This window comes from Wolbachia endosymbiont of Drosophila mauritiana (genome assembly GCF_004795975.1).
GTDB lineage: Bacteria > Pseudomonadota > Alphaproteobacteria > Rickettsiales > Anaplasmataceae > Wolbachia.
The window spans coordinates 338,951-363,095 of sequence record NZ_CP034335.1 but is presented as its reverse complement, the minus strand read 5'-3'; the positions used below and the strand labels follow the sequence as shown (position 1 = coordinate 363,095).

Annotated in this window: 25 protein-coding genes, 1 pseudogene and 1 riboswitch; of the genes and pseudogenes, 11 read left to right on the top strand and 15 right to left on the bottom strand. The window is 33.9% G+C overall.

Features of this window, described 5'->3' with window-relative positions; translation table 11 throughout:
• Positions 1-65 precede the first annotated feature (65 nt).
• Complete coding sequence (locus EJB00_RS01895; RefSeq protein ID WP_135352869.1) at positions 66-1,094, top strand: hypothetical protein; 1,029 nt, start codon at positions 66-68, stop codon at positions 1,092-1,094.
• Here the strand turns inward: EJB00_RS01895 and EJB00_RS01890 are convergent.
• Positions 1,084-1,608, bottom strand: a complete 525-nt coding sequence (locus tag EJB00_RS01890; protein ID WP_135352870.1) for a gamma carbonic anhydrase family protein — start codon at positions 1,606-1,608, stop codon at positions 1,084-1,086. The two genes, EJB00_RS01895 and EJB00_RS01890, sit on opposite strands and share 11 nt — an antisense overlap.
• A 115-nt stretch (positions 1,609-1,723) precedes the next feature.
• Here EJB00_RS01890 and secG point away from each other — a divergent pair, with 115 nt between their 5' ends.
• From secG to EJB00_RS06655, 5 genes and pseudogenes are all read left to right on the top strand, one after another.
• Positions 1,724-2,044, top strand: coding sequence for a preprotein translocase subunit SecG (gene secG, locus EJB00_RS01885; RefSeq protein WP_007302593.1), 321 nt, complete (start codon positions 1,724-1,726; stop codon positions 2,042-2,044).
• On the top strand, positions 2,044-3,651 hold the full coding sequence (locus EJB00_RS01880; protein ID WP_015588395.1) for a CTP synthase: 1,608 nt from the start codon (positions 2,044-2,046) through the stop codon (positions 3,649-3,651). Before secG ends, EJB00_RS01880 begins: the two co-directional genes overlap by 1 nt.
• A gap of 86 nt (positions 3,652-3,737) precedes the next feature.
• The gene (locus EJB00_RS01875) at positions 3,738-3,974 is read left to right on the top strand and encodes a hypothetical protein (RefSeq protein WP_225416300.1); all 237 of its coding nucleotides are present in this window, start codon (positions 3,738-3,740) and stop codon (positions 3,972-3,974) included.
• A gap of 17 nt (positions 3,975-3,991) precedes the next feature.
• The gene (locus tag EJB00_RS01870) at positions 3,992-4,399 is read left to right on the top strand and encodes a nucleoside deaminase (protein WP_010404879.1); all 408 of its coding nucleotides are present in this window, start codon (positions 3,992-3,994) and stop codon (positions 4,397-4,399) included.
• A gap of 73 nt (positions 4,400-4,472) precedes the next feature.
• Positions 4,473-4,614, top strand: a pseudogene (locus tag EJB00_RS06655) (IS3 family transposase); the annotation flags it as partial.
• Positions 4,615-4,872: 258 nt separating this feature from the next.
• Here the strand turns inward: EJB00_RS06655 and EJB00_RS06325 are convergent.
• On the bottom strand, positions 4,873-5,322 hold the full coding sequence (locus tag EJB00_RS06325; protein ID WP_225416299.1) for a hypothetical protein: 450 nt from the start codon (positions 5,320-5,322) through the stop codon (positions 4,873-4,875).
• A gap of 14 nt (positions 5,323-5,336) precedes the next feature.
• Entirely contained in the window at positions 5,337-6,521 is a 1,185-nt protein-coding gene (locus EJB00_RS01865) for a coiled-coil domain-containing protein (RefSeq protein ID WP_225416298.1), read from the bottom strand.
• 429 nt (positions 6,522-6,950) lie between these two features.
• Between EJB00_RS01865 and EJB00_RS01860 the strand changes: the two genes are divergently transcribed.
• Together EJB00_RS01860 and ccmA are read left to right on the top strand one after the other, a co-directional pair.
• A complete protein-coding gene (locus tag EJB00_RS01860) occupies positions 6,951-7,382 on the top strand; it encodes a hypothetical protein (protein ID WP_015588393.1) in 432 nt (143 codons plus the stop codon).
• 3 nt (positions 7,383-7,385) lie between these two features.
• Complete coding sequence (gene ccmA, locus EJB00_RS01855) at positions 7,386-8,009, top strand: heme ABC exporter ATP-binding protein CcmA (RefSeq protein ID WP_015588392.1); 624 nt, start codon at positions 7,386-7,388, stop codon at positions 8,007-8,009.
• Between the two features lie 15 nt (positions 8,010-8,024).
• Here ccmA and argS read toward each other — a convergent pair whose 3' ends face one another.
• From argS to ubiE, 5 genes are all read right to left on the bottom strand, one after another.
• The gene (gene argS, locus EJB00_RS01850; RefSeq protein ID WP_015588391.1) at positions 8,025-9,731 is read right to left on the bottom strand and encodes an arginine--tRNA ligase; all 1,707 of its coding nucleotides are present in this window, start codon (positions 9,729-9,731) and stop codon (positions 8,025-8,027) included.
• A 131-nt stretch (positions 9,732-9,862) separates the two neighbouring features.
• Positions 9,863-11,119, bottom strand: a complete 1,257-nt coding sequence (locus EJB00_RS06320) for a hypothetical protein (protein WP_225416297.1) — start codon at positions 11,117-11,119, stop codon at positions 9,863-9,865.
• Positions 11,120-11,206: 87 nt separating this feature from the next.
• The gene (locus tag EJB00_RS01840; protein ID WP_135352871.1) at positions 11,207-11,773 is read right to left on the bottom strand and encodes a hypothetical protein; all 567 of its coding nucleotides are present in this window, start codon (positions 11,771-11,773) and stop codon (positions 11,207-11,209) included.
• 735 nt (positions 11,774-12,508) lie between these two features.
• Positions 12,509-14,206, bottom strand: coding sequence for an ABC transporter ATP-binding protein (locus tag EJB00_RS01835; RefSeq protein WP_135352872.1), 1,698 nt, complete (start codon positions 14,204-14,206; stop codon positions 12,509-12,511).
• A 174-nt stretch (positions 14,207-14,380) separates the two neighbouring features.
• Positions 14,381-15,079, bottom strand: coding sequence for a bifunctional demethylmenaquinone methyltransferase/2-methoxy-6-polyprenyl-1,4-benzoquinol methylase UbiE (gene ubiE, locus EJB00_RS01830; protein WP_015588387.1), 699 nt, complete (start codon positions 15,077-15,079; stop codon positions 14,381-14,383).
• Positions 15,080-15,228: 149 nt separating this feature from the next.
• Here ubiE and EJB00_RS01825 point away from each other — a divergent pair, with 149 nt between their 5' ends.
• The 3 genes from EJB00_RS01825 to EJB00_RS01815 all read left to right on the top strand — a co-directional run bounded on the left by EJB00_RS01825 (position 15,229) and on the right by EJB00_RS01815 (position 17,900).
• Positions 15,229-16,377, top strand: a complete 1,149-nt coding sequence (locus EJB00_RS01825) for a Bcr/CflA family efflux MFS transporter (RefSeq protein WP_135352873.1) — start codon at positions 15,229-15,231, stop codon at positions 16,375-16,377.
• Between the two features lie 78 nt (positions 16,378-16,455).
• Positions 16,456-16,914, top strand: a complete 459-nt coding sequence (locus EJB00_RS01820) for an ankyrin repeat domain-containing protein (RefSeq protein ID WP_135352874.1) — start codon at positions 16,456-16,458, stop codon at positions 16,912-16,914.
• Complete coding sequence (locus tag EJB00_RS01815) at positions 16,863-17,900, top strand: ankyrin repeat domain-containing protein (RefSeq protein WP_135352875.1); 1,038 nt, start codon at positions 16,863-16,865, stop codon at positions 17,898-17,900. The genes EJB00_RS01820 and EJB00_RS01815 overlap by 52 nt, the downstream gene beginning before the upstream one ends.
• A 725-nt stretch (positions 17,901-18,625) precedes the next feature.
• On the opposite strand, the gene EJB00_RS01805 is transcribed toward EJB00_RS01815, so the two are convergent.
• From EJB00_RS01805 to EJB00_RS01775, 7 genes are all read right to left on the bottom strand, one after another.
• Entirely contained in the window at positions 18,626-19,306 is a 681-nt protein-coding gene (locus EJB00_RS01805; protein WP_135352876.1) for a thiamine diphosphokinase, read from the bottom strand.
• Positions 19,278-19,589: a SemiSWEET family sugar transporter gene (locus EJB00_RS01800; RefSeq protein WP_225416330.1), complete on the bottom strand. Its 312-nt coding sequence runs from the start codon at positions 19,587-19,589 to the stop codon at positions 19,278-19,280. The genes EJB00_RS01805 and EJB00_RS01800 overlap by 29 nt, the downstream gene beginning before the upstream one ends.
• Positions 19,551-19,655, bottom strand: a riboswitch (TPP riboswitch). (Overlaps the previous gene by 39 nt.)
• 76 nt (positions 19,656-19,731) lie before the next feature.
• A complete protein-coding gene (locus EJB00_RS01795; protein WP_135352877.1) occupies positions 19,732-20,601 on the bottom strand; it encodes an SPFH domain-containing protein in 870 nt (289 codons plus the stop codon).
• On the bottom strand, positions 20,585-21,634 hold the full coding sequence (locus EJB00_RS01790) for a M23 family metallopeptidase (RefSeq protein WP_015588380.1): 1,050 nt from the start codon (positions 21,632-21,634) through the stop codon (positions 20,585-20,587). The genes EJB00_RS01795 and EJB00_RS01790 overlap by 17 nt, the downstream gene beginning before the upstream one ends.
• Positions 21,631-22,371: a YebC/PmpR family DNA-binding transcriptional regulator gene (locus EJB00_RS01785; RefSeq protein WP_135352878.1), complete on the bottom strand. Its 741-nt coding sequence runs from the start codon at positions 22,369-22,371 to the stop codon at positions 21,631-21,633. The genes EJB00_RS01790 and EJB00_RS01785 overlap by 4 nt, the downstream gene beginning before the upstream one ends.
• A gap of 7 nt (positions 22,372-22,378) precedes the next feature.
• Entirely contained in the window at positions 22,379-23,065 is a 687-nt protein-coding gene (gene bamD, locus EJB00_RS01780; protein WP_015588378.1) for an outer membrane protein assembly factor BamD, read from the bottom strand.
• A 67-nt stretch (positions 23,066-23,132) separates the two neighbouring features.
• On the bottom strand, positions 23,133-24,131 hold the full coding sequence (locus EJB00_RS01775; protein WP_015588377.1) for a hypothetical protein: 999 nt from the start codon (positions 24,129-24,131) through the stop codon (positions 23,133-23,135).
• Positions 24,132-24,145 lie beyond the last annotated feature (14 nt).

The window sequence follows — 24,145 nt, the reverse complement described above, 5'->3', positions numbered from 1 at the left end:
TGTATCTTATTGACATATTTAATTTATTCTGTTACAATTTTTAGTAGTTAGATGGGGGCAAAACAATGAAGAGTTTTAAATGGCTACTTAATCAAGTCAGACTTTCATGGATTAGCTTAATATCAAAAGTAAAGAGCTTTTTTCAAACTAACGATACACATCATCAAACAACTGCTAGAAATGGAAATGACCATACAAAAAAAATAAGTATAGAGAATAAAATAGAAACGAAAGGTAATGAGATTGATTTAGAGGATGTGTTTGAGGATGCTCTAACAGGAGAAGAGCTAGATGAAAAAGAATTTTTTTATGCTGTTGAAAGTTTTGATGAACAGGAAGTTAATGCTAATAGAGAAAAAAAGGAATATGAAAAAAATAAGTACTATAGTCTACAAGAAAAAAATGAATTTGATCACACAACGCACACTCTTACACTTGCTTTTGAAATTGAAAAGCCATTTCCAGACTCTGACTTTAGTAAATTTAAATTGTGCGAGCTTAAGCAAAATGGTGGTAAATATACATTTACTCTAGAGGATGACCAGAAAAATCGTATAGAGCTACACTCTGAATACCTTAATATGTATTTTCCTAAGTATTTTGAGAAACACAGTAAAAAAGAAGCATACACTGAACTTTTTTCTCAAGAAGAAAATGGAATTAGCAATGATATTATCATCCCATTACAAGTGCCAAAAGAGGTAGGGATACTTACTGAAAAGTTCAGATGGATGAATCCCATAAGAGCAATGATACAGTCAAAAATACCAGATTTTCCAGAAGATATAGATCTAAAAGATTGTAAAGACGATGTAAATTTCTCTCTTAACTCGAACAATACTATGTCTTTTTCTCTAAAATCAGCAAAAGCACAATATGCAGCTATGCTATCAGGTACTCCAACAGAAACAAACTGGCCAATAAAGGATATTCTAGTCAGAGGTAGTTTTATTAATCAGCATATTGATAAGCAAACTAGAGTTGAAAAAGTGATTGAGCCTTATATTGATAAGCATTCTATAGTTGAAGAAACTTTTGAAGTAGTTAACGTAGAATGTCCATCAGAGCTGAAGATTTCTCAATCTAGCATATAGCCTTATATTCTTTCATCAGCATGATATAATTTTGTGCAGATTGTGTAATATGTTTAATTTCCTCATCTGACATTTTTTTGAAGAATTGTGCTGGCCTGCCAGCCCATACTTCACCACTTTTTATCACTTTTCCATGTGTCACCAGTGAACCAGCAGCTACCATAGCTTCAGACTCCACAATCGCATGATCCATTATAACAGAGCCCATACCAATAAATGCTTTATCATGTATCGTGCATGCATGTAACACACAAAAATGTCCAACCGTCACCATACTACCAATAATCGTGTCACCGCCTGAATTTCTATCTACATGAATTACGGTGCCATCTTGAATATTCGTTTCATCACCTATTTTGATTGATCCAACATCTCCTCTGATCACACAATTAAACCAGATACTCGCATTCCTTCCTATTTCAACGTTACCTATGATACGCACACCATCTGCGATAAAAGAACTTTCATCCATTTTTGGTTCATAATCTTTGTATTTTAAAATGTGATAGCTCATAATTTAAATAAGGTTTAATACATACTTGGATTCCAGTAGTCAAGTTACTCGGGTAAAGATATTCTTGACTTATGATCCTTATGCTCCTAAAATTTTTATTTTAGCTCTATTCATAATGTCAGTAACAGTACTTAGTGTACTTCAAATAATATTAGTTGTTGTATTGGTAATTTTAGTGCTCCTGCAGCCACCTGGAAGTAGTTCATTAAGTGGCTTTAGTAATTCACAACAGGGAATGAATTCAATAATTCCGGTAAAGTCTTCTGAAAATCCACTCAGTAGAATAACTTCTATAGTTGCTGGACTGTTCATTATAAATACACTGTTACTATCAGGATTATGTTCAAAAGATGTACATAAAAAATCAATTGCAGAGAAGATTATATCAGAAAAGAAGCAAGAAGGCCAATCAACTTCTGTTCCATTTGAAAATTAATGAAAGAAACCAAGTTTATCTTTGTTACAGGTGGAGTTGTTTCATCACTTGGTAAGGGTTTAGTTGCTTCAAGTGTGGGAGCACTTCTTCAAGCTCATGGATTCAATGTTCGCATCAGAAAGCTTGACCCATATCTCAACATTGATCCTGGAACAATGAGCCCAGCTCAGCACGGGGAAGTATTTGTTACTGAGGATGGTGCTGAAACTGATTTAGACCTTGGACATTACGAGCGTTTTACTAAAATTAAAGCAACCAAGGACGACAATATAACAACTGGTAAAGTATATAATAAATTATTAAAGAAGGAAAGGTGTGGTGATTATCTAGGCAAAACTGTGCAAATCATTCCTCATGTGACAGATTTAATCAAATCTTTCATTTTTAATGGTACAGAAGATTTAGATTTTGTAATATGCGAAATAGGCGGAACCGTAGGTGATATTGAAAGCCAACCGTTTTTGGAAGCTATACGCCAAGTTAATTATAAACTAGGAAAGCAAAAAGTTATCCTTATTCACTTAACTTTAATACCATATCTCACTGCAGCACAAGAATTAAAGACAAAACCGACACAGCATTCAGTTCGAGAGTTAAATTCTGCGGGGTTACAACCAGATATTATATTATGTCGCAGTGAAAAAGAAATTTCCGATAATCAAAAAGAAAAGATAGCCAATCTTTGCAATGTTTCTTTATCTAACGTAATACCTGCTCCTGATGTAAACCATATATACGAGTTACCGTCCTTGTATAATCAATGTGGGCTCGGGACACAAATTTTGGATCACTTTCACTTAAGTAAGCCAAAACCAAGCTTACCTGAATGGGACCAAATAGTACACTCTATGAAACATCCAACACAAGAAGTTATCGTTTCCATAGTAGGAAAATATACTGAATTTCCTGACGCATATAAATCACTGATTGAAGCATTAAACCATGGTGCAATTAGTAATAAAGCTAGAGTGAAGATAAATTGGGTCAACTCAAGAGAAGAGAATGGAAAATCTATAGATGCAAAGTTTATCAGAGAAAAATTACAAAGCTCTAATTCAGTCCTTGTTCCAGGAGGATTTGGTGATAATGGAATAGAAGGTAAAATATTAGCAATAAACTATGCCCGTGTAAATAACATTCCTTTTTTAGGAATATGTCTTGGTATGCAGCTTGCAGTGATTGAATTTGCTCGTAACGTTATTAAGCTTGAAGATGTACACTCTGAAGAATTTTATACTTGCAAACACCAAATCATCAAGCTCGCTGATGGTAAGAACGTTGATCTTGGTGGAACCATGAGACTTGGAACATACAAGTGTAATGTAAGTCCAAATTCAAAAATGGCAAATGTGTATAGTAGTGTCACTATTTCAGAAAGACACAGACACAGATATATAGTTAATTTAGATTATAAAAATAACTTAGAAGAGAATGGAATGATATGCAGTGGTATATCAGAAGATAAAACATGCATAGAGGCAGTGGAGCTAAAAAATCACTCATGGTTTATTGGTGTGCAATTTCATCCAGAATTTCAATCAAGACCATTTTCTCCTCATCCTCTCTTTACATCATTTATTAAGGCAGCTATTGACAATAGAGTTTAATAGAACTTAATAAACTCTATTCTAATAGAGAGGTAAAAAATGTTACTAAGAAATAGTAAACATATGGATCTGCGACCTTCGAGGAATTGAATAGGCATGTAGAACAAATAATATATAAATTAGAAGAGGATCAAATTATAGAGGATATAATGGAAGAAGTAGTTATAGCTATAAACGAACTAAAATCGGTAGAAGAAATAAAAAAATATTTAAAGCGAGAAATAGATAGCCTTGTAAAAAGGACAATAGTCCTTAGTGAATTCTATAACTTAGAAAAAATAGAAAAGCCAAGAAAAGAAAATTATATTTACCCAAGCACCTAATGTTTAAGTACCAATACATGGAACTTGCCATAGAGCAAGCAAAACTTGCTCAGAAAGATGGCGAAGTGCCAATAGGTGCTGTAATAGTTAATGGAAACAATATCATCTCCTCTGCACACAATATATCTAATGATCCAACTGCACATGCAGAAATGTTAACAATTAGACAAGCATTTTCAACTTCCACGCTTTATGAAGCTGAAATGTACGTAACGTTAGAGCCGTGCCCGATGTGCGCTCAAGCTATCTCTTTTGCAAAAATTAAACGTCTGTACTTCGGGGCTTACAATCCCAAAGGTGGAGGAGTTGAAAACGGCACTAGAATATTTCAATTCTGTAACCACATACCTGAAGTTTATGGTGGAATATTAGAAACAAAATGTTCTCTTTTGTTAAAAGATTTCTTTGAGAAATTGAGAACTTAGTTTAAGATGTGTGAGATTGTTTCAATATTTTTTGAGTAAAATCTGTATTATAACTCTTTCGTATATTTGACCAATTTGCTCATGCAACTTACATAAGGGATGTTATTACGATAACTCCGTTGCAGAAAAGTTTACTCAAAAGGGAGCTTCTTATTGATACTTCTCAACGTTCTGTTCAACAAACTAGAACTTCCATATTTGAATACGTAGAAATTAGATTTCTTGCACTACTGGAATTTAAAGAGTTCCAGCGCGTAACGCTGGAATCTAGATTTTCTTGCTAAATCCCAGACTGGCTGGTTATGCAAGAAATCTATTTTTTATCATAAATAACTTAAATATTATATTATAAACTCTGCTAAATTTATTCTCACAACAAAAACTTCTTCTCTACTTTTTTTTGAGTAAGGTCACCAATTCTATTTTTCTACAAAAATGTTCTCTGAGCTGAAAAGCCCAGAAAACATTTAGTCTTATATAAAATTAGTATCATCAGAAACAGAATTATCTTCATAGTAAGGACTCGCTCTTTGCGTATCATCAAAAACAGTTTTTAATAATACTTCCTTATCAGTATCCCATGCAACTTTCTTCATAATTGCATTATAATCTTTACAATTTTGATCATTTCCACAGTCCTTGATTTTACCATTAGCCTTTAGATAAGGCTTTAATAAATTATATTGTATTTGAGTATTATTGCCCTCTTTATCTATCATTTGTCCTGAGTTATTAACAAGTATAAATGGTGAAACTTGTTTTGCTTTTATAACACTTATTCCACCGGATTTTCTAATGAGATCAGGACATGATTCTCTAGAAAACAAGTTCTTGTTGCATTCCATATTATTAAAGAAAACGTCATAGTAACAGAAACTCTTAATTCTATCGTCCTGACAGGATAACTCTTGTGGATTACTCACACATTGACCACATTTCATATTACTAAAACTGGCTGCTGAATCAATATCCCCTGTAAAGGCAAATTTAAATTTACTGCACCATAATGACCATCTGTTCCCTTTTCTATATGTTTTGCAATTCTAGGATTACTGTACATCTCAGGATACAATTCCCTGAGTAAATCAGATGTATTAAAACCTTGATGACCTATCTTATTATTCGCTTGATAGTAACGAGCATACACTCCACAATTTTCTTGCTCGGAATGATTTGGGGTTATTTCTTGTGATGTAATTTCTCCACTTTCATTCCCTCCCTTAATACTAGGTTTATCTGTATCGATTCTTTTCTCATTTTGACATTCTTCAGCTGCTTTTTTATACCACTCAGTCTCTGCTTTTGCCATGTTAATTTTACACTTTAAAAGTTCTTCTTTTACTCCTTCAATCTTACTCTGCATCACTTCTTCTTTCTCCTGTTCAATTTTGCACCTCAAAACTTCCTCTTTTGCTAATTTAGCTTCTAATTTTGCTTGTTCAGCTTCTGCTTTAATATCATCACATTTTTCCTGATTAATTGCCTGTCCACCGTTTTCTTTCATCTTCTCAGCATCTTTTTTACACTGTATTAACTCATCTTTTGCTGCCTCAGCTTCATTCTTAGTTTGTTCTACCTTCTCTCTTTCTTCTTTAGCCTGGTTTTTAAACTTCTCAGCTTCTGCTTTTGCTGTCTTAGCTTCATTTTCAGCTTGTTCTATCTTACCTTTAAATTCTGCCTCTACATTCTCTTTTTCTTTCTGAACTTGTAATTTTAACTCCTCAACTTCTGCTTTTGCTGCCTTAGCTTCATTTTCAGCTTGTTCTATCTTACCTTTAAATTCTTCCTCTACATTCTCTTTTTCTCTCTGAATTTGTAATTTTAACTCCTTAACTTCTGCTTTTGCTGTCTTAGCTTCATTTTTAGTTTGTTCTACCTTCCCTTTCTCTTCTTGAACCTGTAACTTTAATTTACTAGTTTCTGCTTCAGCATTTCCAATTTCTTCTTGCAATTCCGCAGTACCTTTTGTACACTTTACTAACTTATCTTTTACCTTCTCAGTTTCATCTCTACAGTCACGAAGTAAATCTCCTTCTAATTCATCATCATCTTCACCATAAAAAAGTTTGTTGGCATATAAATTACTATTATTAACTTGATCGCTATAGATATTGTTTGACATTGTGACCTCCTATACAGTCAAAACTGGAATTAAATTAGAGTGTAAAAGCTAATCATTCAACATGGGTAAAAGAAACCACAGTTCAGAAAATCTCAGGTTAACTCAGAAATTATTATAAGCCAAAATAATTAAAAATTTTATAACTTATATTATAGATCTAGCATGATAACCAACAATTATTCAATTTCCACCTTACTCACCAGCTTGACACAGTCCATCTTTATTCATTAGAGAGCCGTGATTCCTCTACTCTCCAATGATTAATCACTTGTCAGTTTTGAGTGTAGTAGTTGATAGCCTGTACGTAAATACGTTGCTTTTGTCCTTTAGAAATTTTTAGTCTACTATCTTTATCCAGAAAAAAATTGTAAAATTTCTATAGTTATGGTATAATTATAAATACCGCTTGCCAATAAGCTGAGTATAAAAATGCCGTTCGGACAAATCATTATATACAGTACGGAACTACTTGCTGTAATTGCAGTATTTCTCTTTTTGAGAAAAATATACAAAAATCATATTAGAAAAATTATATTTCCTCTAAAAGTTCTCAAAGAAGAGTGGGAAGAAAATAGAAGATTTAATGAATTATATCAAAAAAATAAGCAAAAAGAGTTGATGAAACAACAGGAAATGCTAAGGGAGAAACAAAAGAATATGCAAGTTTACAAAGAAGATCTAGAAATAGTTGATATAGCAAAACCGTTAGGCAAATGGACAAAGATGGTTATGATGGGTAATAGTTTAATGAAACATTTTGCACAATTGATACACAAAGAAAGTGATAAGAAAGGATTTTGGGAGCTATTTATAAAAGCTCAGTCTTCAACTAAGGGTAAATATAAAGGAAAAGGCAGATAATCCATGCTTGAATGTAAAAATCTATCCTGTGCTCGTAATAACAAAGTATTATTTAAAAACCTCAATTTTAAAGCTGAGCCAAAATCAAAAATCTTAATCACTGGTCCAAATGGTAGCGGCAAAACCAGCTTAATCAGAAGTTTATCTGGACTCTTACCACCAGTATCAGGCAATATAAGATACTGCGGAAAAGACATATATGATGACCCCAAATCCTTTATACCTTCCATGGTCTACATAGGTCATAAGAACGCTTGTAAAGATAGCTCAACAGTTGGTGAAAACATACAATTCTGGGCAAGAATACGGAACACTAGAGAATTAGTTATGGCAGCTGCTTATTGTTTAGAGTTGCAACCTGTATTTAACATTAGATATGGTGAACTTTCTGCAGGTTGGAAAAGAAGAGTTGCGCTTGCTCGCCTCTTAATTTCTAATGCAAACGTTTGGCTGATAGACGAACCATTTTGTAATCTTGATAGCACAACATGTGAATTAGTATTGAACCTAATCTCAATACGCTCTGAGCAGAACGGTATAGTAATTATTACAGGACATAGCTCTACAGAACAATTGTGTGACTTCAAGACAATCGATATACGTGATTTTAACAGACCTCTTGTATAATTTTTGGCCTTAAAATTAACTCATCTCTTTCAAAGGCTCTATATTAAAAATAGAAAGCCCAGAAGCGATTACGTGCGCTAAGGCTTGGACGAGAAACATTCTTGCAGCGGTGAGGTTCAAGTTATCTTCTAGTATGAACCGCATGTTTAAATCACTTTTGCCATACCCCCATAAAACGTGAAACGCTTCTGCAACTTCAAGTAAGTAGAAAGTAATTCTATGTGGCTCACAAAGCCTTGCAGATATTTCTACCACATCTGGCCACTTTGCTAAGGTTTTTATGAGGAAGAGCTCCCCATCAGTCTTTAAAAGTGAAGGATCTGCTGTTGGAAGCTCTTTTGGAGCATTACGCATTAATGAGTGAGCACGAGCATGGGCATATTGCACGTAAAAAATAGGGTTGTCTCTTGATTGTTCTTTTACTTTAACAAAATCAAAGTCCAAGACCATATCATTCTTGCGTGTTAACATTATAAAACGAGTGATATCCATGCCAACCTCTTCCACCACATCCCTGGCTGTAAGAAAGTTCCCTGATCTTTTGGACATTTTAACAGGTTTGCCATTTTCAAAAAAATTCACAATATTATGCAGTTTTACCTCTATCTTTGCTTGATCATCACTTAGCGCCGAGACAACTGCTTTTAGCCTTTTGACATAACCACCGTGATCACTACCAAGCTCTACGATCATATTGTTAAAACCACGTGATATCTTATCGAAATGATAAGCGATATCTGAGGCAAAATAAGTCCAGCTACCATCCTCTTTTTTCAGTGCGCGGTCAACATCATCGCCAAATTTTGTAGAACGAAATAACATTTCTTTTCTGGAAGTCCAACTTTCACTTTCTTTGCCTTTTGGTTTCTCTAGGTACCCTTCATACACCAAACCCTTGTCAGATAATATCTTTATACTCTCTTCGATTTTGCCATTTTTTTGTAGCTCATACTCTGAAGTAAAAATATCATGATTGACTCCAAGCAAGCTCATGTCCTCCTTTATAAGTTCTAAGATAGAACTTAAAGTATATTCTCTAATTACTCGATTATCTTCCTCTTCTCTAAGCTCCTTGCCATATTTTTTAGCTAGCCCCTCCCCTATTGGTTTTAAATATTCACCTGGGTATAAACCTTTTTCGATGCTAATTTTTTCTCCCAGAGCTTCCTTATACCGCAAATATACTGACTTTATTAGTGTATCTATCTGCGCTCCAGCATCATTAATATAGTATTCCTTAGTAACTTTATAACCAACTTTTTTCAATAAATTTGCCAGAACGTCACCAAATACTGCCCCTCTTGCATGACCAATATGTAGTGGCCCAGTTGGATTTGCAGATACAAACTCAACATTGATGGCTTGATTGTTCCCTATATCTAGGGTGCCAAACTCTGTTTTCAGCTCATTTATTTGTTTTAAAATTCCATGCCATACTTCTATTTTAAAGTGCATGTTGATGAACCCAGGGCCCGCTATTTCCACTTTTGCAACTGGATCAAAAAGCTCAAACTCTTTAGCTAAAACTTCTGCGATTTCAATGGGATTCTTCTTTTCATGTTTTGCAAGCACCATAGCAACATTTGTATAGATATCACCATGTGCTCTATTGCTTGGAGGCTCTACGATAAAATTTTCTGCACTTGTGCTTATAACACCCGTTTGCTTTAATTCACCTAATTTGCCAGAAATTAGAGAAAAAATCCGCTTAAAAATGCTCATTCACTATACTGTTATAAAATCTATAGCAGTATAGCGGACAAGTGGGGTTAATTGAAGGTTTATCTTATCTCTACTCTTTGTTTGGTGTAAGGCGACCTTTTCTGGGTCGGAAGACCCAGAAAAGTTATAGTTTATATTAAGTCGCTATTGCTAGTATAATAAGAAGCGTTATTGTTCTCACTTCCATACATACCTGTTGCAATATTGGACTCGATCATATTTTCATTAAACGCAGGAATTTTTAATATAATCGCTTTATCTTTAGCATCCCAAATGCATTCGTTCAGTGTGTTAATGCACTTCTTGCAGACTTCACCATTACCACAATCCCCTATCGATTTAGGTTTACCATCATCTTTAAGGCAACCCTGACATATAAGATAATTCTGATCAGTTTCTTCACCATCTTTATTTATTATCTTTCCTGTTCTGTAATTAACAAGTAACAGCGGCGCACCCTGCTTCATAAGTACATTTTGTTCTTTTGATCCCATTTGAATAGGGTTACTAATAAGGTTAGGACATTCTTCATTAAAGAAGTTTTTGCTATATTCTTTATTGTCGTAACCGCTTTTTGCAGAATAACAAATACTTTTAGTATCTCCGTCATTCTTGCAAACAGAGTCATTGGGAAGTTCTGTACACTTTTTACACCACATGTTACTAGGGCTACCCCACGCATAGTTAATATCATCTGAAAAAGCAAACTTAAAATTATGTGCTGAATATGGATCATTTGCACCTGATTTTATGTGTTCCATAATTTTAGGGTTATCAAACATCTCAGGATACAGTTTCTTTAGTACATCTGATGTATTAAAAGCATAATGACCTACCTGATTCTCAGGAGAGTATTTATAATAGCCAGAGTAAGCTCCGCATTTGTTAATCATAGCGTGTTCTGGAGTGATTACTTTAGGCATAACAACAATCTCATCTTCAAGATGACGTTCTTTATCAATATTAATTTTGACTTCCTCAACTACAGGATCTGTAATAAATTCTTTCCTTATTTTACCTATCTCCTTCTTTATTGCATCCTTATCACATTCACAATCTATCTCATCCTTTATTTCGTCTTTTATTTTATTTTTCATTTCCTCCTTAGTCTTATCATCAATCTCACAATTAAGATCTTTCTCTAGTTCATTTTTAATCTTTTCTTTCAGTTCATTCTTAGTCTTATCGCCAATCTCAAACTTAAGATCTTTCTCTAGTTCATTTTTAATCTTTTCTTTCAGTTCATTCTTAGTCTTGTCATTAATCTCGGACTTAGGGTCTTTACCATCATCTAGGCTTGTATGTAAATTAATTTTCAACATATGTGGCGGTTGACATATATGACTTACATGCCTATGATTTGAATAAGGGAAAGTATTCTTTAACATAAAATTGCTCCATTAATAAATAAAGGTTACTAAAAAGTTAACATAAAATAGAAGTGTATACTAACAATGTATACACTTTCATTGCTTTTACATAATATAAACCATACTTTCTGGTACTGACATTTGTTCAGGAGAAAATGCTAATTCTGTGCGCGCATCTATTATAGAAGAATTTATCGCCTCCACACAAGCTTTGCATTCAGGATTACTATCACACTGTCCTTTGATACGATTGTCCGGACTAATTTCAAGATTGTTGTCATTTTTATCAATAATTATTTTACATTCTGCAAACTTTAAACCACTAGATTTCTTAGTCACGGCATTTTCAATATCTCCAGTAATTGCATTAATTACTAATGAAAGAGTTGAAAAGTCAATTGGTTTTTTAGGTTCTGGACAAGGAGGTATTTTTACCTCAGGGCAAGGGTCAAAACATTTTACATCAGGACAAGGAGGTATTTTTACATCAGGAAGATGTATACCTAATTCAAGTCCATTACAACACGGATCAAAGTGGTCATGGGGATGTAGGTTAAAGTGGTTATGATAACGTGGATCAAAATTATGATGGTACCGTGTATCAGTTGTGCAAGCTGTGCGAGGAGGAATACATGAACCAACACGTGGAAATGAGGAAAAATTGTAAGTCATAAAAATCCTTAAAAAATAATTATCTTACTATTATAAGATACAAAAGTTAACGATTTCATAACTTTAAGGTTAAAATTAGCATATACAAATACAATACATTTAAAATACGACTTTAACATAGGAGATATTGAAACTAAAAAGCTTTGCCACAGCAAAATAATGCTAAGATTTCAAGAAAAAGCTGTCAGTAGCTAAATTAGTTGTGTTAATTTTGGTAGAATTGCTATAGCCACTGCGAATGACAAGCAAGCATCTCTTTATATTATATTTTTAAGCAAAATGTAAAGCACATGGTTTCCCATGTGCTATTGGAAGTACGTATAGCAAGAGTGAAAGAACGTACGTTTGTTAGTGATTTAAATCTAATCACTTAGCAAAAATAATCAAATGTTTCACAATAAGGATTATTATATATGTCATAATGGCTATTATATGAGTTAAAATGATTATGGCACGAATTAGTAGCACAAGGTACAAATGTAGGTGGACAAGATTGTGCACAATTCGATACTGGTACTTGTAAAGCTATTGGTAAATTATAAGCCATACTTGATAACGGTGCTTGTAAGCCTGGTACTGGCAAACTACTAACCATAGATTGTAGTTTTGGTAGACTATTATAAAACATAACGATCCTTTAAAAAATACTATGATATTATTATAAGCTAAAATAATTAATAAAATAATAATCTAGATACCAAATCTAGTATGACTCAAATTTTCTTTCAACTTCTACTATATCTTCACCAATTTTGCATACAGCCCATCTTTACTCATTAGAGAGTCATGAGTTCCTACTTCTTCTACTTTTCCGTGATTAATCACTATAATCTTGTCAGTTTTGAGTGCAGTTGACAGTCTGTGTGTAATTATGATTGTTGTTCTGTTTTGCATCAACTTGCTAAGTGCTTTTTGCACGAGGCTTTCACTTTTATAGTCGAGGGCGGAAGTTGCTTCATCAAGTATTAAAACCTGAGGGTTTTTAAGTATTGCTCTTGCTATTATGATGCGTTGTTTTTGTCCTTCAGAAAGTTTCAGTCCTCTTTTTCCTACAAATGTATCAAATTTATCCGGTAGCTTATCAATAAATTCCATCGCATAAGCGCTGATAGCAGCTCGCCTGACTTCCTCATATTCAGCACCCGGTTTGCCATATAGTATATTTTCCATTATTGAGCAAGAAAATATCATGTGATCTTGTGGTACTAAGCCAAACAGCGATCTTAGGTCATTTAGCGCAATTGTCTTAATATTCTGTCCATCGATAGTAATACTGCCTTCACTTGGATCGTGAAAACGGAGCAAAAGCTTTAAAATGGTGCTCTTGCCACTGCCAGATGGTCCAACAATTGATACTGATTGGCCTGCCTCTATAGAAAATGATACGTTATTTAATGCTGGCTTATCAGCATAAAAAAATGTTACATCGTTAAACGCAATTTCTTTTTGAATACTATCAATTCTTATAGGATTTTCGCCATTTACTATAGAGCTTTTCATGTTCGTAAACTCAAACAAACGCTCTACAATTCCAAGACCTCGTTGTAGGTCACTGACGTTATCGCTCAAATTGTTGACAGCTCCTGCCGCAAGCGCTGAATAAAACACAAATGAGGAGAGTTCTCCAATAGTTATATTATTGCTTAAGACTTCTTTTATTCCAAAAAAAAGCAAAATAACTAGCGAACCTATCACACACGTGATAACTAGAGTTACTAAAATAGCACGCAAGAGTACTAATTTTACGTATGATTTTGATACTGAGTTTAGATGTTTCTGAAAACGAATTTTTTCATTTTCTTCTAGTACAAATGATTTAATGGTTACTATAGATCTAAAATTTTCCTCACTAAATGATGCAAGCTCACTTAATTTATCCTGAGCAAAGCGTGCATAATTGCGAACTTTTTTTCCAAGTGAAGTCATGATAATGAGCAGTATGGGTATTATTGCAGCTGCATATGCGGTTAAATGTAGATTTGTGTATAACAGCATTGCAACACTACCAGTTAGTACCACTGCATTCCTCAATATTGTCAATAAGCTGCTGTTTATTATCGATTGCAATGCAGAGGTATCAGTAATTAATGCTGAGATAACATCTTGCACACCTATATTCTCAAAGAAACTTGGTTGTAAATCAGTAATACTGCTATATAAGTCATATCTGATTCTTGCGACAACTTTTTCGCTGCCAATGCCAATGAAATATAACCGAATAAATGCAGTGAAAGAAATGCCTAAAACTATCAGTATTGCAACTACGAGCTTGGTAGTAAAGTTATGCTCTGCGCCAGAATCAATTATGTTGCTTAAGCCCCTACCAAAAAGAAGAATCGTTAAAGCTGAAAATAGAACTGCAATAAAAGCTATGCTAAAATAATGTAGACTAGGTTTTATATAGTAAAATAGCTGCTTAATGTTAGATCGCATTTTATTTTAAAGTTAAGTATTTAGCTTCAGGAAAAAGTTACAATATTAGTTTACAGTGTACTTCGTTAGAGCAATACGTTCAAGAAACTTTAGCTTGATTTCTACTGAAGGAAAAACGCTGCGAAATTACAGAAAGTTAGCAAAAAAACTACTGAATAGACCAGAGTTTAATATTCATTTTGTTCCAATATGCAATGCTACTATTCCATAGCTCATATTATAGAACTCAACATTCTTAAAGCCTATCTCTTCAATTTCCATTTTAAAATTAGTTTGAGTTGGAAATTCTCTGATACTTTTCACTAAATATTCATAAGAACCCTTATCTTTAGCAACTATGCTACCAATTTTAGGAATTACTTTAAATGAGTATAAGTCATAAAATTCGGTGAATATCTCATTTTGATAATGCATAGGGGCAAATTCCAAGCAGACAAATTGTCCATTTGGCTTTAGTACCCTATATGCTTCACTTAAAGCCTTCTTACGGTCGGAAAAGTTTCGAATACCAAAAGCTACTGTATAATAATCAAATTCGGAATCTTCAAATGGTAAACTCTCTGCATTTGCACATACCCAATTGAAATTTAGCTGATTTGAATTTATAGCTTTATCACGCCCTTTGTCCAGCATGTTTTGATTTATATCACATACTGTAACTTGAGCACTTGGCTCCCCTCTTGCTATTCTTATAGCTATATCTCCGGTTCCTCCAGCAATATCCAAAACCTTGGAGTTCTTTTTAAAATGCACACTACTTACCATCTTCTCTTTCCATAGCCTGTGCATTCCAAGGCTCATTATATCATTCATAATGTCGTAGCGATTTGCTACAGAATCGAAAACCTCTTTAACTAGTTGTGATTTATCCATATTTTATATAGAGATTGCTTACATAATTATTTTAAACTTTAGCAATTAAATTAATATACTAATGAGAAAAATATACTACAATTAAACATATTTAATCCAGTAAATCATTAGTGTCGACAGCTTTTTCACAAAATATCATCTCTCTTATTATGATATTATCTGTAGCAGTTGTTGATATGGCAACAGACTTATACTCAGTTGCATTGCCAAGTATTGCCAACTATTTTAAGGTGAAAGGTAATATAGCGCAGCTTACGATCAGTTTAAATTTATTAGGAGTTGCAGTATCTGGATTAATTTATGGCCCATTGTCAGACTATTATGGTAGGCGCCTAATAATGCTTATTGGTATGACAATTTTTACTTTGGCAAGTATTGTATGTTGCATAGCTGATAATATTATACTTTTAATATTAATCCGTTTTATACAAGGAGCTGGAGCTGGTGTTGCAGGCGTTGTCGGATATGCGGCAATCAGGGATATGTACTCAGGTAGTGAATACTCAAGAGTAATCTCAAAGTTAAATATGGTAGTAGCACTTTCACCTGGAATAGCTCCAGTGGTAGGCAGTTATATAATTTCACATGGTTATAGTTGGAAGTTTTTGTTTTTTATCATATCACTTGCCGCAATTATTATGCTCATTTTTATTTACTTGAAGCTGCAAGAAACGCTGACTGTAAATAAAAGTAAAGCCAGTATTAATATCTTCAAGCAGTATATATTAATATTTAAGAATTATCGTTTCCTTGGATTTTCAACCATTCATGGACTAACTTTCATGTGGCTTTGGGCATACATTGCTAACTACCCGTTCATATTTGAATCAATGGGCGTTGAAGTACAATATTTTGGCTATCTTATATCAATCATAGTTATATTTTACATAATTGGAACTTTAATTAACAGAAGGTACGTACCAAAAATAGGGGTTAGCAAGATGCTAATAATAGGTTTGGTACTACCAATAATATCCGATGGTTTTTTGGTATATTTTTATTTCATAAACAAGTTGAGCGTACTTATTCTTCAAGTTATTTGGATTCCAAGCAATATTGGCCTTGCACTCGTAATCAGCAATAATGTGACTTCTGCTTTAGAAACGGTCAAAAGCATAGGACTTGGCAGTGCAGTCCTCTCATTCTGCAATATGATGTTTGGAGCTATTGGAATATACATAGTAGGAAAATTCTTTTCTTATGGCATTTTACCAAATTTACTGTTAACGGTTGCATGTTCTACAGTTGCAGTTTTTGTATATAGCTTACTCAAATACACTGAAAAACACGAAGGATAATCATTATTTCTACAACCCAGATTTCATGAATTATTAATTACCTTACTATAGTAATGCAATTTTATAGAGAAGTGTTAAATGGATTATTCAATCAGAGATATAGATGCTGCTTTACTTAATGCTGCTGAAAGAGGTGATATTGATGAAGTAAAGCATCTAATAAACGAAGGGGCAGATATTAATGCAAAAGACGTTTATGAAAAGACTCCTTTACACTGGGCTGCTGAAAAAGGCCATAAAGAGATAGTAGAAATTCTATTAAAGAAAGGAGCAAATGTTAATTCAGTAGCATTTCTAGACATAACTCCTCTACTCTTTGCTGCTATGGAAGGACATGAAGATGTAGTAGAAATTTTATTGAAGAGAGGAGCAGATGTTAATGGAGTAGAAAGTTTTAGTGGAATGACTTCTTTATGGCTGGCTGCTCAAAATGGTCATGAAAGTTTAGTAGAAGTGTTATTAACAGCAGAAAAATCGATATTAGCATGTATCCTGAAGCATTACGTTTTGCTGCTAGAAATGGCCATGAAGGCGTAGTAAAAGTATTATTAAGAACAAAAGGAATAGATATTAAAACACTTTCTGAGGAACTAGGCTTGGCTGCTGAAAATGGTTATGAAGGTATAGTAAAAGCGCTACTAACAGCAGAACAAGTCGACGTTGATAGGTATTTTTCAGCACTATATTTTGCTGCTGCAAATGGTCGTGAAGGTATAGTAAAAGCGCTACTAACAGCAGAACAAATTAGTGTTTCAGAAAAAGATAGTTTTGGAAAGACTACTTTACATTGGGCTGCTGAAAGAGGTCATATAGAGATATTAAACACTCTATTAGGCAAAAAAGCGAGTGTTAATATAAAAGATAATTATGGAGAGACCCCTTTACATTATGCTGCTAAAAATGGTCATATAGAAATAGTAAAAATTCTATTAGCAGTAGACGGAATCGATATCAATGTAAAAGACAAGGATGAAAAAACTCCTTTTGATTTAGCTAAAACAGAAGAAATAAAAGCTCTATTAAAAAAAGCCGCAGAAAAAACTGATGACAGTTCAGTATCGACAGATAGTGAAGGAGATCAAGAGAAAGATGCTGGACAAGAAGGTAATGTCCAACCAAGTTTACAAGAACAAAAGGAAGAATCACAGGAACTCATTGCAGAAGAAATCAGTGATGTACAAATTGAAGATGCTGATAATGGACATTCTATTGACATAGCACTGACAAAAAATGGTGTTAATCCACGAAGTGAATCATCAACAAGTGAAGAACACCCTAGCTCTTTTTTTGATAATTTGCTTAATATAATTATGAAGCCCTTTTCTTTAATAGGATCATTTTTTGGTGGCTTTTTTTCATGGTTGTTTGGATCTGATCAAACAACTGGGCAAGAACCATTGAGCAATTCAGTAGGAGATGAATCATCAACCAAACCTGACCAAACAACTATGCAGGAATCACCAAGTAACTCAGGAGGAGAGGAGCTAAAAAACTATCAAGAGGGTGACAATAATATTATATAATAGATTTCTTGCATAACTGGAATGCAAAAGTTGATGTCATGAAACCAATTAAATTTACGGAGTATAATGGATTCCAGACTGGAATGACGCTCTTTTGGTGCACAACCTTTGGTGTATTACGAAACGATTCCCATTCAAGGCAATGTCATCCCAGTGCTTGACACTGGGATCCAGAAATTTTGGGTACAAAAGTAATCCTAAGTTTTTATTGATGAGATTACGAAAGAGTGGATCCCAGTGTCAAGCACTGGGATGACAATAAGGAGCTACCTGAATGACAAGAAAAGACTACTTGAATGACAAAAAAGGGAGAATTGGCTTGCACATTCCCCTGAACAGATACCTTGATACATTAAAGTTTCTAGGTTTGAGTAGTGAAATCCGATCAGTATGAAAATTAGCAAACTCCTTTTTATTCGCTGTAGAATAAAATTTTTTATTTTAATGAAAAAATTGCTTCCGCATACTCAAGATGCCATTATAATGATGGTAGAGATATTTAGAGAGCTCAAAATCTATCTCGGTCTGCAGACCTTTTAACCAATTTTTCAATAAAAATTCAGCTACATCTGTTGTGTGTACATTCTGAATCTTTTTTATACAGGAGGATTTTATGTCCAGAATTCCAGATATTTGACCTTTACTTTAGCTAATAACAGGCGCCTGTAGTTTTTAGAATTAGTGTTAACACGGTTTTTCTACTTTTTTTTTCTTAATGTTTTAACTCAATACACACCATCATCATTTGCTGCTTCTAAATATATCATTGCTAAACACACGCCGCTGTGTATTTCTATAGATAACTCATTGCCTAAACTTCGATTAAAGCAAGAATTCTTTCCTGGAAAAGCAAGGTTACTAAGGCACAGTTCCCATTTTAATCCTTTAGTTGATATTTGAGCTTTCGGTATACCAAGTAAGGACATTTTAGTATTTTTTAGCAAAGAGGAAAAATAGGTAATACCCTTTTGTAAGGCGTACCCCACCATGGAAGGCGAAGGCATATAAAAGATACTATCTGTACTTGAAAAAATGTTGATATTTTGTAGTATATGATCAATTGCTCCTCCAGTAATACCCGTTACTATTGATGGCAATAACTTTACTGTTTTTAAGTGAGCCATTGCTTTAGAAAAGTCGCAATAATCTTGATCAGGTAGATATACTGTATTTAAATTAGCACGTAAATTCGGATTTATACTATCCAAATCTCCTATTACAAGATCAGGTTTCACGCCAATTGATAGAAGCTTGTTTGCTCCTCCATCTACAGCAATAACAGGTATATCTTGTTTAAAAAATGATGAATCAGGTATTTCTCCATTTAGCACTACAATAGAGCAATATTCTTGCTCCACGCTACAATGTAGCATATGGTTATAAAACGCTCCGTGCAGTTTTTGCATCGTAGTAACATTTTTGAACAATTGATATTATACTGATCACTAATCCAGCAATATTACTGAGTATCACAAAAGTTAAACCCTGACAAATACCGTAAATAAGCCAAGATGATGAACAAATAAGATAACTCACCAACATTAGCATCGATACGTCACGAGTAAGTTTTGTGATATATGCTTTATATACTTGAGGCAATAACCCAATGAGAGATGTAACGAACGCGATGAAGCCAAAGCATTCTTCAATATTGACATACATACATTTTCCTACGTTTGTGTTTAACAAGAGTCAGGTTCAAAGGGTTGTACTTTATGTACTCTCAGCTTTTTTAGAGCACCCCTAATGCGTGTAATTTATAACACCATTTAGTCTATTAATCAAGAAATTAACAGTGACTTGCATTCATGAAACCCTATCGGCTTCTGTGCTAATTATTATTCAAACTAATAGTCGGCTGTGCATCTTGCTCAGAGATCAGAGCAACTAGCAAATTGTTTATCAATTGAACCTTTTGTTTTCCATCCAATTGTAAGCTTTTATTTTTTTCAAAATGAGCTATTACTTCCTCGATAATTCCTATTGCATTTTGCACTATATGCTTTCTTGCAGAGGTGATGGCATGCGCTTGTTGACGCCTTAGCATTGCTTGTGCAATCTCAGATGAATACGCCAAATGCGATATTCTTGCTTCTGCAATTTCAATTCCAGCAATATTCAATCTTTGTTGTAACATTAACCGCAATTCATCTGAAATTTTATCAGAATTTTTACGCAAAGATTCCTCATCGTTTTCGCTATCATAAGGATAATTACTTGCCAGTTCTCTAATTACCGAGTCACTTTGCACAAAAACAAAATCATGATAATTATTAACATTATAATATGCCTTTGCAGGGCTGCTAACTCTCCAAACAATCACTACTGAAATCTCTATTGGACTTCCATTTGCATCATTAACTTTGATTTTTTCTGTGTTAATATTCTGAAATTTCAGAGAAACTCTATATTTACTCGAAAATGGAAGCGTTACGCATATTCCAGATTTAAAATAAGTTCCAATATAATGACCAAAAAACTCTATCACTCTTGCTTCATTAGGGTCATTAACAAAAAGTGACTGAAGAAAAGTTAAAATTGAAACAGCAGCAACTCCAAGTGCAATTGTGCTGTCATACACAAAAAGTACCAATAAAATTAACCCTAGCGCTATTAGTACAGGAAAAGCCCGAATTTTACTTAGATTTCTATCATTTATTGTATTTTTATCTGTACTGTCTTCATCAGATTGCTTTTTCACTTGCACCCTCTCTGCCGATTATTTCATCTACCTTACTTACAAATAATTTAAACTCTCTTAATTCACGATCAGGCAACTTTATCTCATTGCCATGAGCTATCGTAAGCGGATCAATATGTTTACCATTATATATAACTTCATAATGTAAATGAGGTCCTGTTGCAACACCAGTGCTGCCAACATAAGCAATGATTTGTCCCTGCTTTACTTTAGAGCCTAACTTTATATCGCTACTAAATTTGCTTATATGTGCGTAACAAGTTGAATATTTATTGTTGTGCTTTATTTTGATGTAATTCCCATAGCCACCATTCTTTCCTATATATTCTATTACACCTTCTGCAGTGGCGTGTATAGGAGTGCCAAGTTTAGCTGCATAATCTACTCCTTTATGAAAAGCAATTTTACCATGAATGGGATGCTTTCTATTACCAAAATTCGAGGATATACGAAAATCTCCGTTTAAAGGACTTACAAAAATTTCGCTACTCTTCAAGCTTACCCCCTCTTTATTAAAATACTCTTCTTTGCTGTTTTGTGACTCATAATGATACAAGCTAATGACCTTTTTATCTGTTGTCAGTGAAGTATATAAAATTTTTTCTTCAGCCTTCTGATCACTCTCACACAGAACTTCCAACTTGCTTTTGGGCACAATGTCTTTTTTAAAATCTACACCATAATCTTTATATATGCTGATTAATCTCATTATTGTATCTGGCGCCAAACCTCCTGCATCAAAAAAAGAGGATTTTATGTCACTGGATATGAATAACAACTTTCTATCACTTTCTGTCACCAAAGCAGCTTTTTTTTTCCTGATCCCGTCTTGGAATAACACTGGAGAGTGGGTTAGTGTCATTTCAGTGCTTGACCAATTTTTTAATCGAAAATGTTGTATAGCGTGCTGTTTACAATCAATTTTGCTGGATTCCAGTGTCTGGGCACTGGAATGACAATAGTCTTTCTGCGCAAATGTTTCAGTTGCATATGCTGGTAAAATACAAAGCAGTGGAAGTATTACCAGCCTCATAGTTTATCAGCAAAAATAAAATTACCTTCAACATACTGCACATCATCATTATCTTCTAGCTCTTCAACTAATGTAGATAATTTATCAATTAATTCTTTGTCGCTAACTTCAATCAGGTCCTTTGGTTGCCATGAAAGACGAGCAAGTTCTGGTTCTCCAAATTTTGTATAGAAAGCGTCACGTACTTTACCAAAGTCTTTTACTTCACAAGTTATAACATATAATTCTTCTTTGTTATTTTCCTCAACATTCAATACTTCTAATGCAATTCCATAGTTAAATAAATCTTCAAAATTTATACCCTCTGCTTTATAGACAATTAAGCCTACATGATCGAAAAGATAACTCACACATCCTGTTTCTCCCAAATTACCGCCTTTGCGAGAAAAGATATAACGTATCTCAGAAGCAGTTCGGTTGCGATTATTTGTCAGAGCATGGACAATAAGTGCAGCACCAAAAGGTCCGCAGCCTTCATATTGTATTTCTTCATAACTTTCTCCAGCAACGTTACCAGCTGCATTTTTTATTGCTGTTTCTATTTTATCTTTTGGTAGATTTTCCTTTCGCGCAGCAAATATAGCAGAGCGAAGACGTGGATTGAGTTCTGGATCAGGCAGCCCTTGTTTTGCAGCAACTGTTATTTCCCTAATGAGCTTCGTAAATTTTTGCGAGCGCTTTGCATCCTGAGCACCTTTTCGATGTTTTATATTTGAAAACTGTGAATGACCAGCCATAAGAAAACTAATTCACCCCTTCTGCTAACATATTTTCATACTGCTCAGCTTCTAAGTCAAGGCCAAGAGCTAAGTGAGCTGTTATTAAATAACTAATAACTCTAGAAGAATACTTAGAATCTTTATCGCTTACCATATTTTGAAAACGCTTAATTGCTGCTAAATATTCACCACGCTTTAGGTAAAATTCACCAATAGAATACTCTTTTCTTGATATATGTTCTGTGATTAATTTTTCTTTTTCTTTGATCTCTTCTATATATTCGCTATTCGGAAAAAGATTAATATATTCAGTAGCTAGCTCTAAAATTTTATATGCAATTTGTTGCCCAAGCTGCACTTTGTTAATTTGCATGTAATAAGATAATACTCTTAAGTAATATACATATGGCAAATCTTCACCATTTGAATAAACGTATATATAATCATCCATATCACCTGCAGCACTGCTGTAGTTACCCATATTATAGTAAGAAACTCCAGATAATAATTTTGCTTTCATTGCCCAATAAGATAAAGGATACAAATCCTCTATCTTTTTAAATGCTCTAATAGCTTGCTTATATTTTTTCTGATCATAAAGCTTAACTGCCTCCTCATATAGTTCAGTTTCAGTGTGTTCCAGATCATTCGCATATAACTGCGTAAAGGGGCAAGTCAGAAGAAAAAAGCATATGATTAAAGTCTTATACATAAGATTTTTTTTGATCAAAATAAAGTATAGACTAAATATTACCTAAATAAACAAATTTTTGGCATTATCATCGAACGAAAAGCGGCTCTTGGCCAACATTACCTATATTGCTCGCACCACCACCTATTGCAACACCCTTTCCGCTCACTTCTATATTCTCTAGCTTTCTAATATAAGAATGTATGCTCAATCCACTTCCGACCATCAAAAGAGCAATACCTACTAGACCTAAAACAGGCCCAACAGCAGATGATGCTAATGCTACTTCAGAAATCAACATTATCTTCCTGATTAGTAATAAAGAAGAACCAGCAAGCATTAACTTAGCTACAGACATATTGCTTATCTTTTTTTCAGATTTCTCATCAAAGCCTTGCTCTTTTTCTAACTCGTGTTTTGTACTTTTCTTATACTCACGATAGCAGAAAGTAGCACTTGCTACAAAGTAGAATAAACTAGACATTGAAAAAGCTACGTCTCCTATTATTCCTTGCTCCAATGCTTCACCTACTATGCTAGCCACAATAACTAATGTAACTAAAGCAGCATCAGCATAGTTAAAGTAATCATCAACGGTACAAGGAAGGTCTCTCTTTTCTTTTTCTACTGTTTTCCCACTTTCAATATTCTCCAATTCTCGTTCTTTTTGTGCTATTTTTCTATTATTATAAATTAAATATAGCGTGCAAATAAGGGATAAGACTGTGAAAGGTAATATAGTATGGCCTAATGCGCTGCTTATAAGGCCAAGTACTACCTGATCGCTACATGTTTTTTCAAGCTCAATTGCCATCAATAATGCAAATGGAACCATTGTTACCAATGATACACATTTCCTATGTAGCTCTCTTTTTTTTAGTGTTAATAGTTCTTGTTCCAGCTTCTGCTTTTTTTTTCCTTCTTCAAGTATTAATAATTCTTGCTCAAGTTTTTTTCTCTTTTTTTCTTCTTCATCAACTGTTGACCAGAAATCTCGAAAAAAATCCTCTATTTTAGTATCTTTCTCAGAACTTGATCTCTTAAAGGAAGACTCAGTATTAAAGCTATCTATAATAATACCAGTCATACAAACTTGACCAA

Bases quoted from the DNA above. Each gene is read 5' to 3' on its own strand.
- EJB00_RS01895 (WP_135352869.1), top strand. From the start codon at position 66: ATGAAGAGTTTTAAATGGCTACTTAATCAAGTCAGACTTTCATGGATT.
- EJB00_RS01890 (WP_135352870.1), bottom strand. From the start codon at position 1,608: ATGAGCTATCACATTTTAAAATACAAAGATTATGAACCAAAAATGGAT.
- secG (WP_007302593.1), top strand. From the start codon at position 1,724: ATGTCAGTAACAGTACTTAGTGTACTTCAAATAATATTAGTTGTTGTA.
- EJB00_RS01880 (WP_015588395.1), top strand. From the start codon at position 2,044: ATGAAAGAAACCAAGTTTATCTTTGTTACAGGTGGAGTTGTTTCATCA.
- EJB00_RS01870 (WP_010404879.1), top strand. From the start codon at position 3,992: ATGGAACTTGCCATAGAGCAAGCAAAACTTGCTCAGAAAGATGGCGAA.
- EJB00_RS01865 (WP_225416298.1), bottom strand. From the start codon at position 6,521: ATGTCAAACAATATCTATAGCGATCAAGTTAATAATAGTAATTTATAT.
- EJB00_RS01860 (WP_015588393.1), top strand. From the start codon at position 6,951: ATGCCGTTCGGACAAATCATTATATACAGTACGGAACTACTTGCTGTA.
- ccmA (WP_015588392.1), top strand. From the start codon at position 7,386: ATGCTTGAATGTAAAAATCTATCCTGTGCTCGTAATAACAAAGTATTA.
- argS (WP_015588391.1), bottom strand. From the start codon at position 9,731: ATGAGCATTTTTAAGCGGATTTTTTCTCTAATTTCTGGCAAATTAGGT.
- EJB00_RS06320 (WP_225416297.1), bottom strand. From the start codon at position 11,119: ATGTTAAAGAATACTTTCCCTTATTCAAATCATAGGCATGTAAGTCAT.
- EJB00_RS01840 (WP_135352871.1), bottom strand. From the start codon at position 11,773: ATGACTTACAATTTTTCCTCATTTCCACGTGTTGGTTCATGTATTCCT.
- EJB00_RS01835 (WP_135352872.1), bottom strand. From the start codon at position 14,206: ATGCGATCTAACATTAAGCAGCTATTTTACTATATAAAACCTAGTCTA.
- ubiE (WP_015588387.1), bottom strand. From the start codon at position 15,079: ATGGATAAATCACAACTAGTTAAAGAGGTTTTCGATTCTGTAGCAAAT.
- EJB00_RS01825 (WP_135352873.1), top strand. From the start codon at position 15,229: ATGATATTATCTGTAGCAGTTGTTGATATGGCAACAGACTTATACTCA.
- EJB00_RS01820 (WP_135352874.1), top strand. From the start codon at position 16,456: ATGGATTATTCAATCAGAGATATAGATGCTGCTTTACTTAATGCTGCT.
- EJB00_RS01815 (WP_135352875.1), top strand. From the start codon at position 16,863: ATGTATCCTGAAGCATTACGTTTTGCTGCTAGAAATGGCCATGAAGGC.
- EJB00_RS01805 (WP_135352876.1), bottom strand. From the start codon at position 19,306: ATGCAAAAACTGCACGGAGCGTTTTATAACCATATGCTACATTGTAGC.
- EJB00_RS01790 (WP_015588380.1), bottom strand. From the start codon at position 21,634: ATGAGGCTGGTAATACTTCCACTGCTTTGTATTTTACCAGCATATGCA.
- EJB00_RS01785 (WP_135352878.1), bottom strand. From the start codon at position 22,371: ATGGCTGGTCATTCACAGTTTTCAAATATAAAACATCGAAAAGGTGCT.
- bamD (WP_015588378.1), bottom strand. From the start codon at position 23,065: ATGTATAAGACTTTAATCATATGCTTTTTTCTTCTGACTTGCCCCTTT.
- EJB00_RS01775 (WP_015588377.1), bottom strand. From the start codon at position 24,131: ATGACTGGTATTATTATAGATAGCTTTAATACTGAGTCTTCCTTTAAG.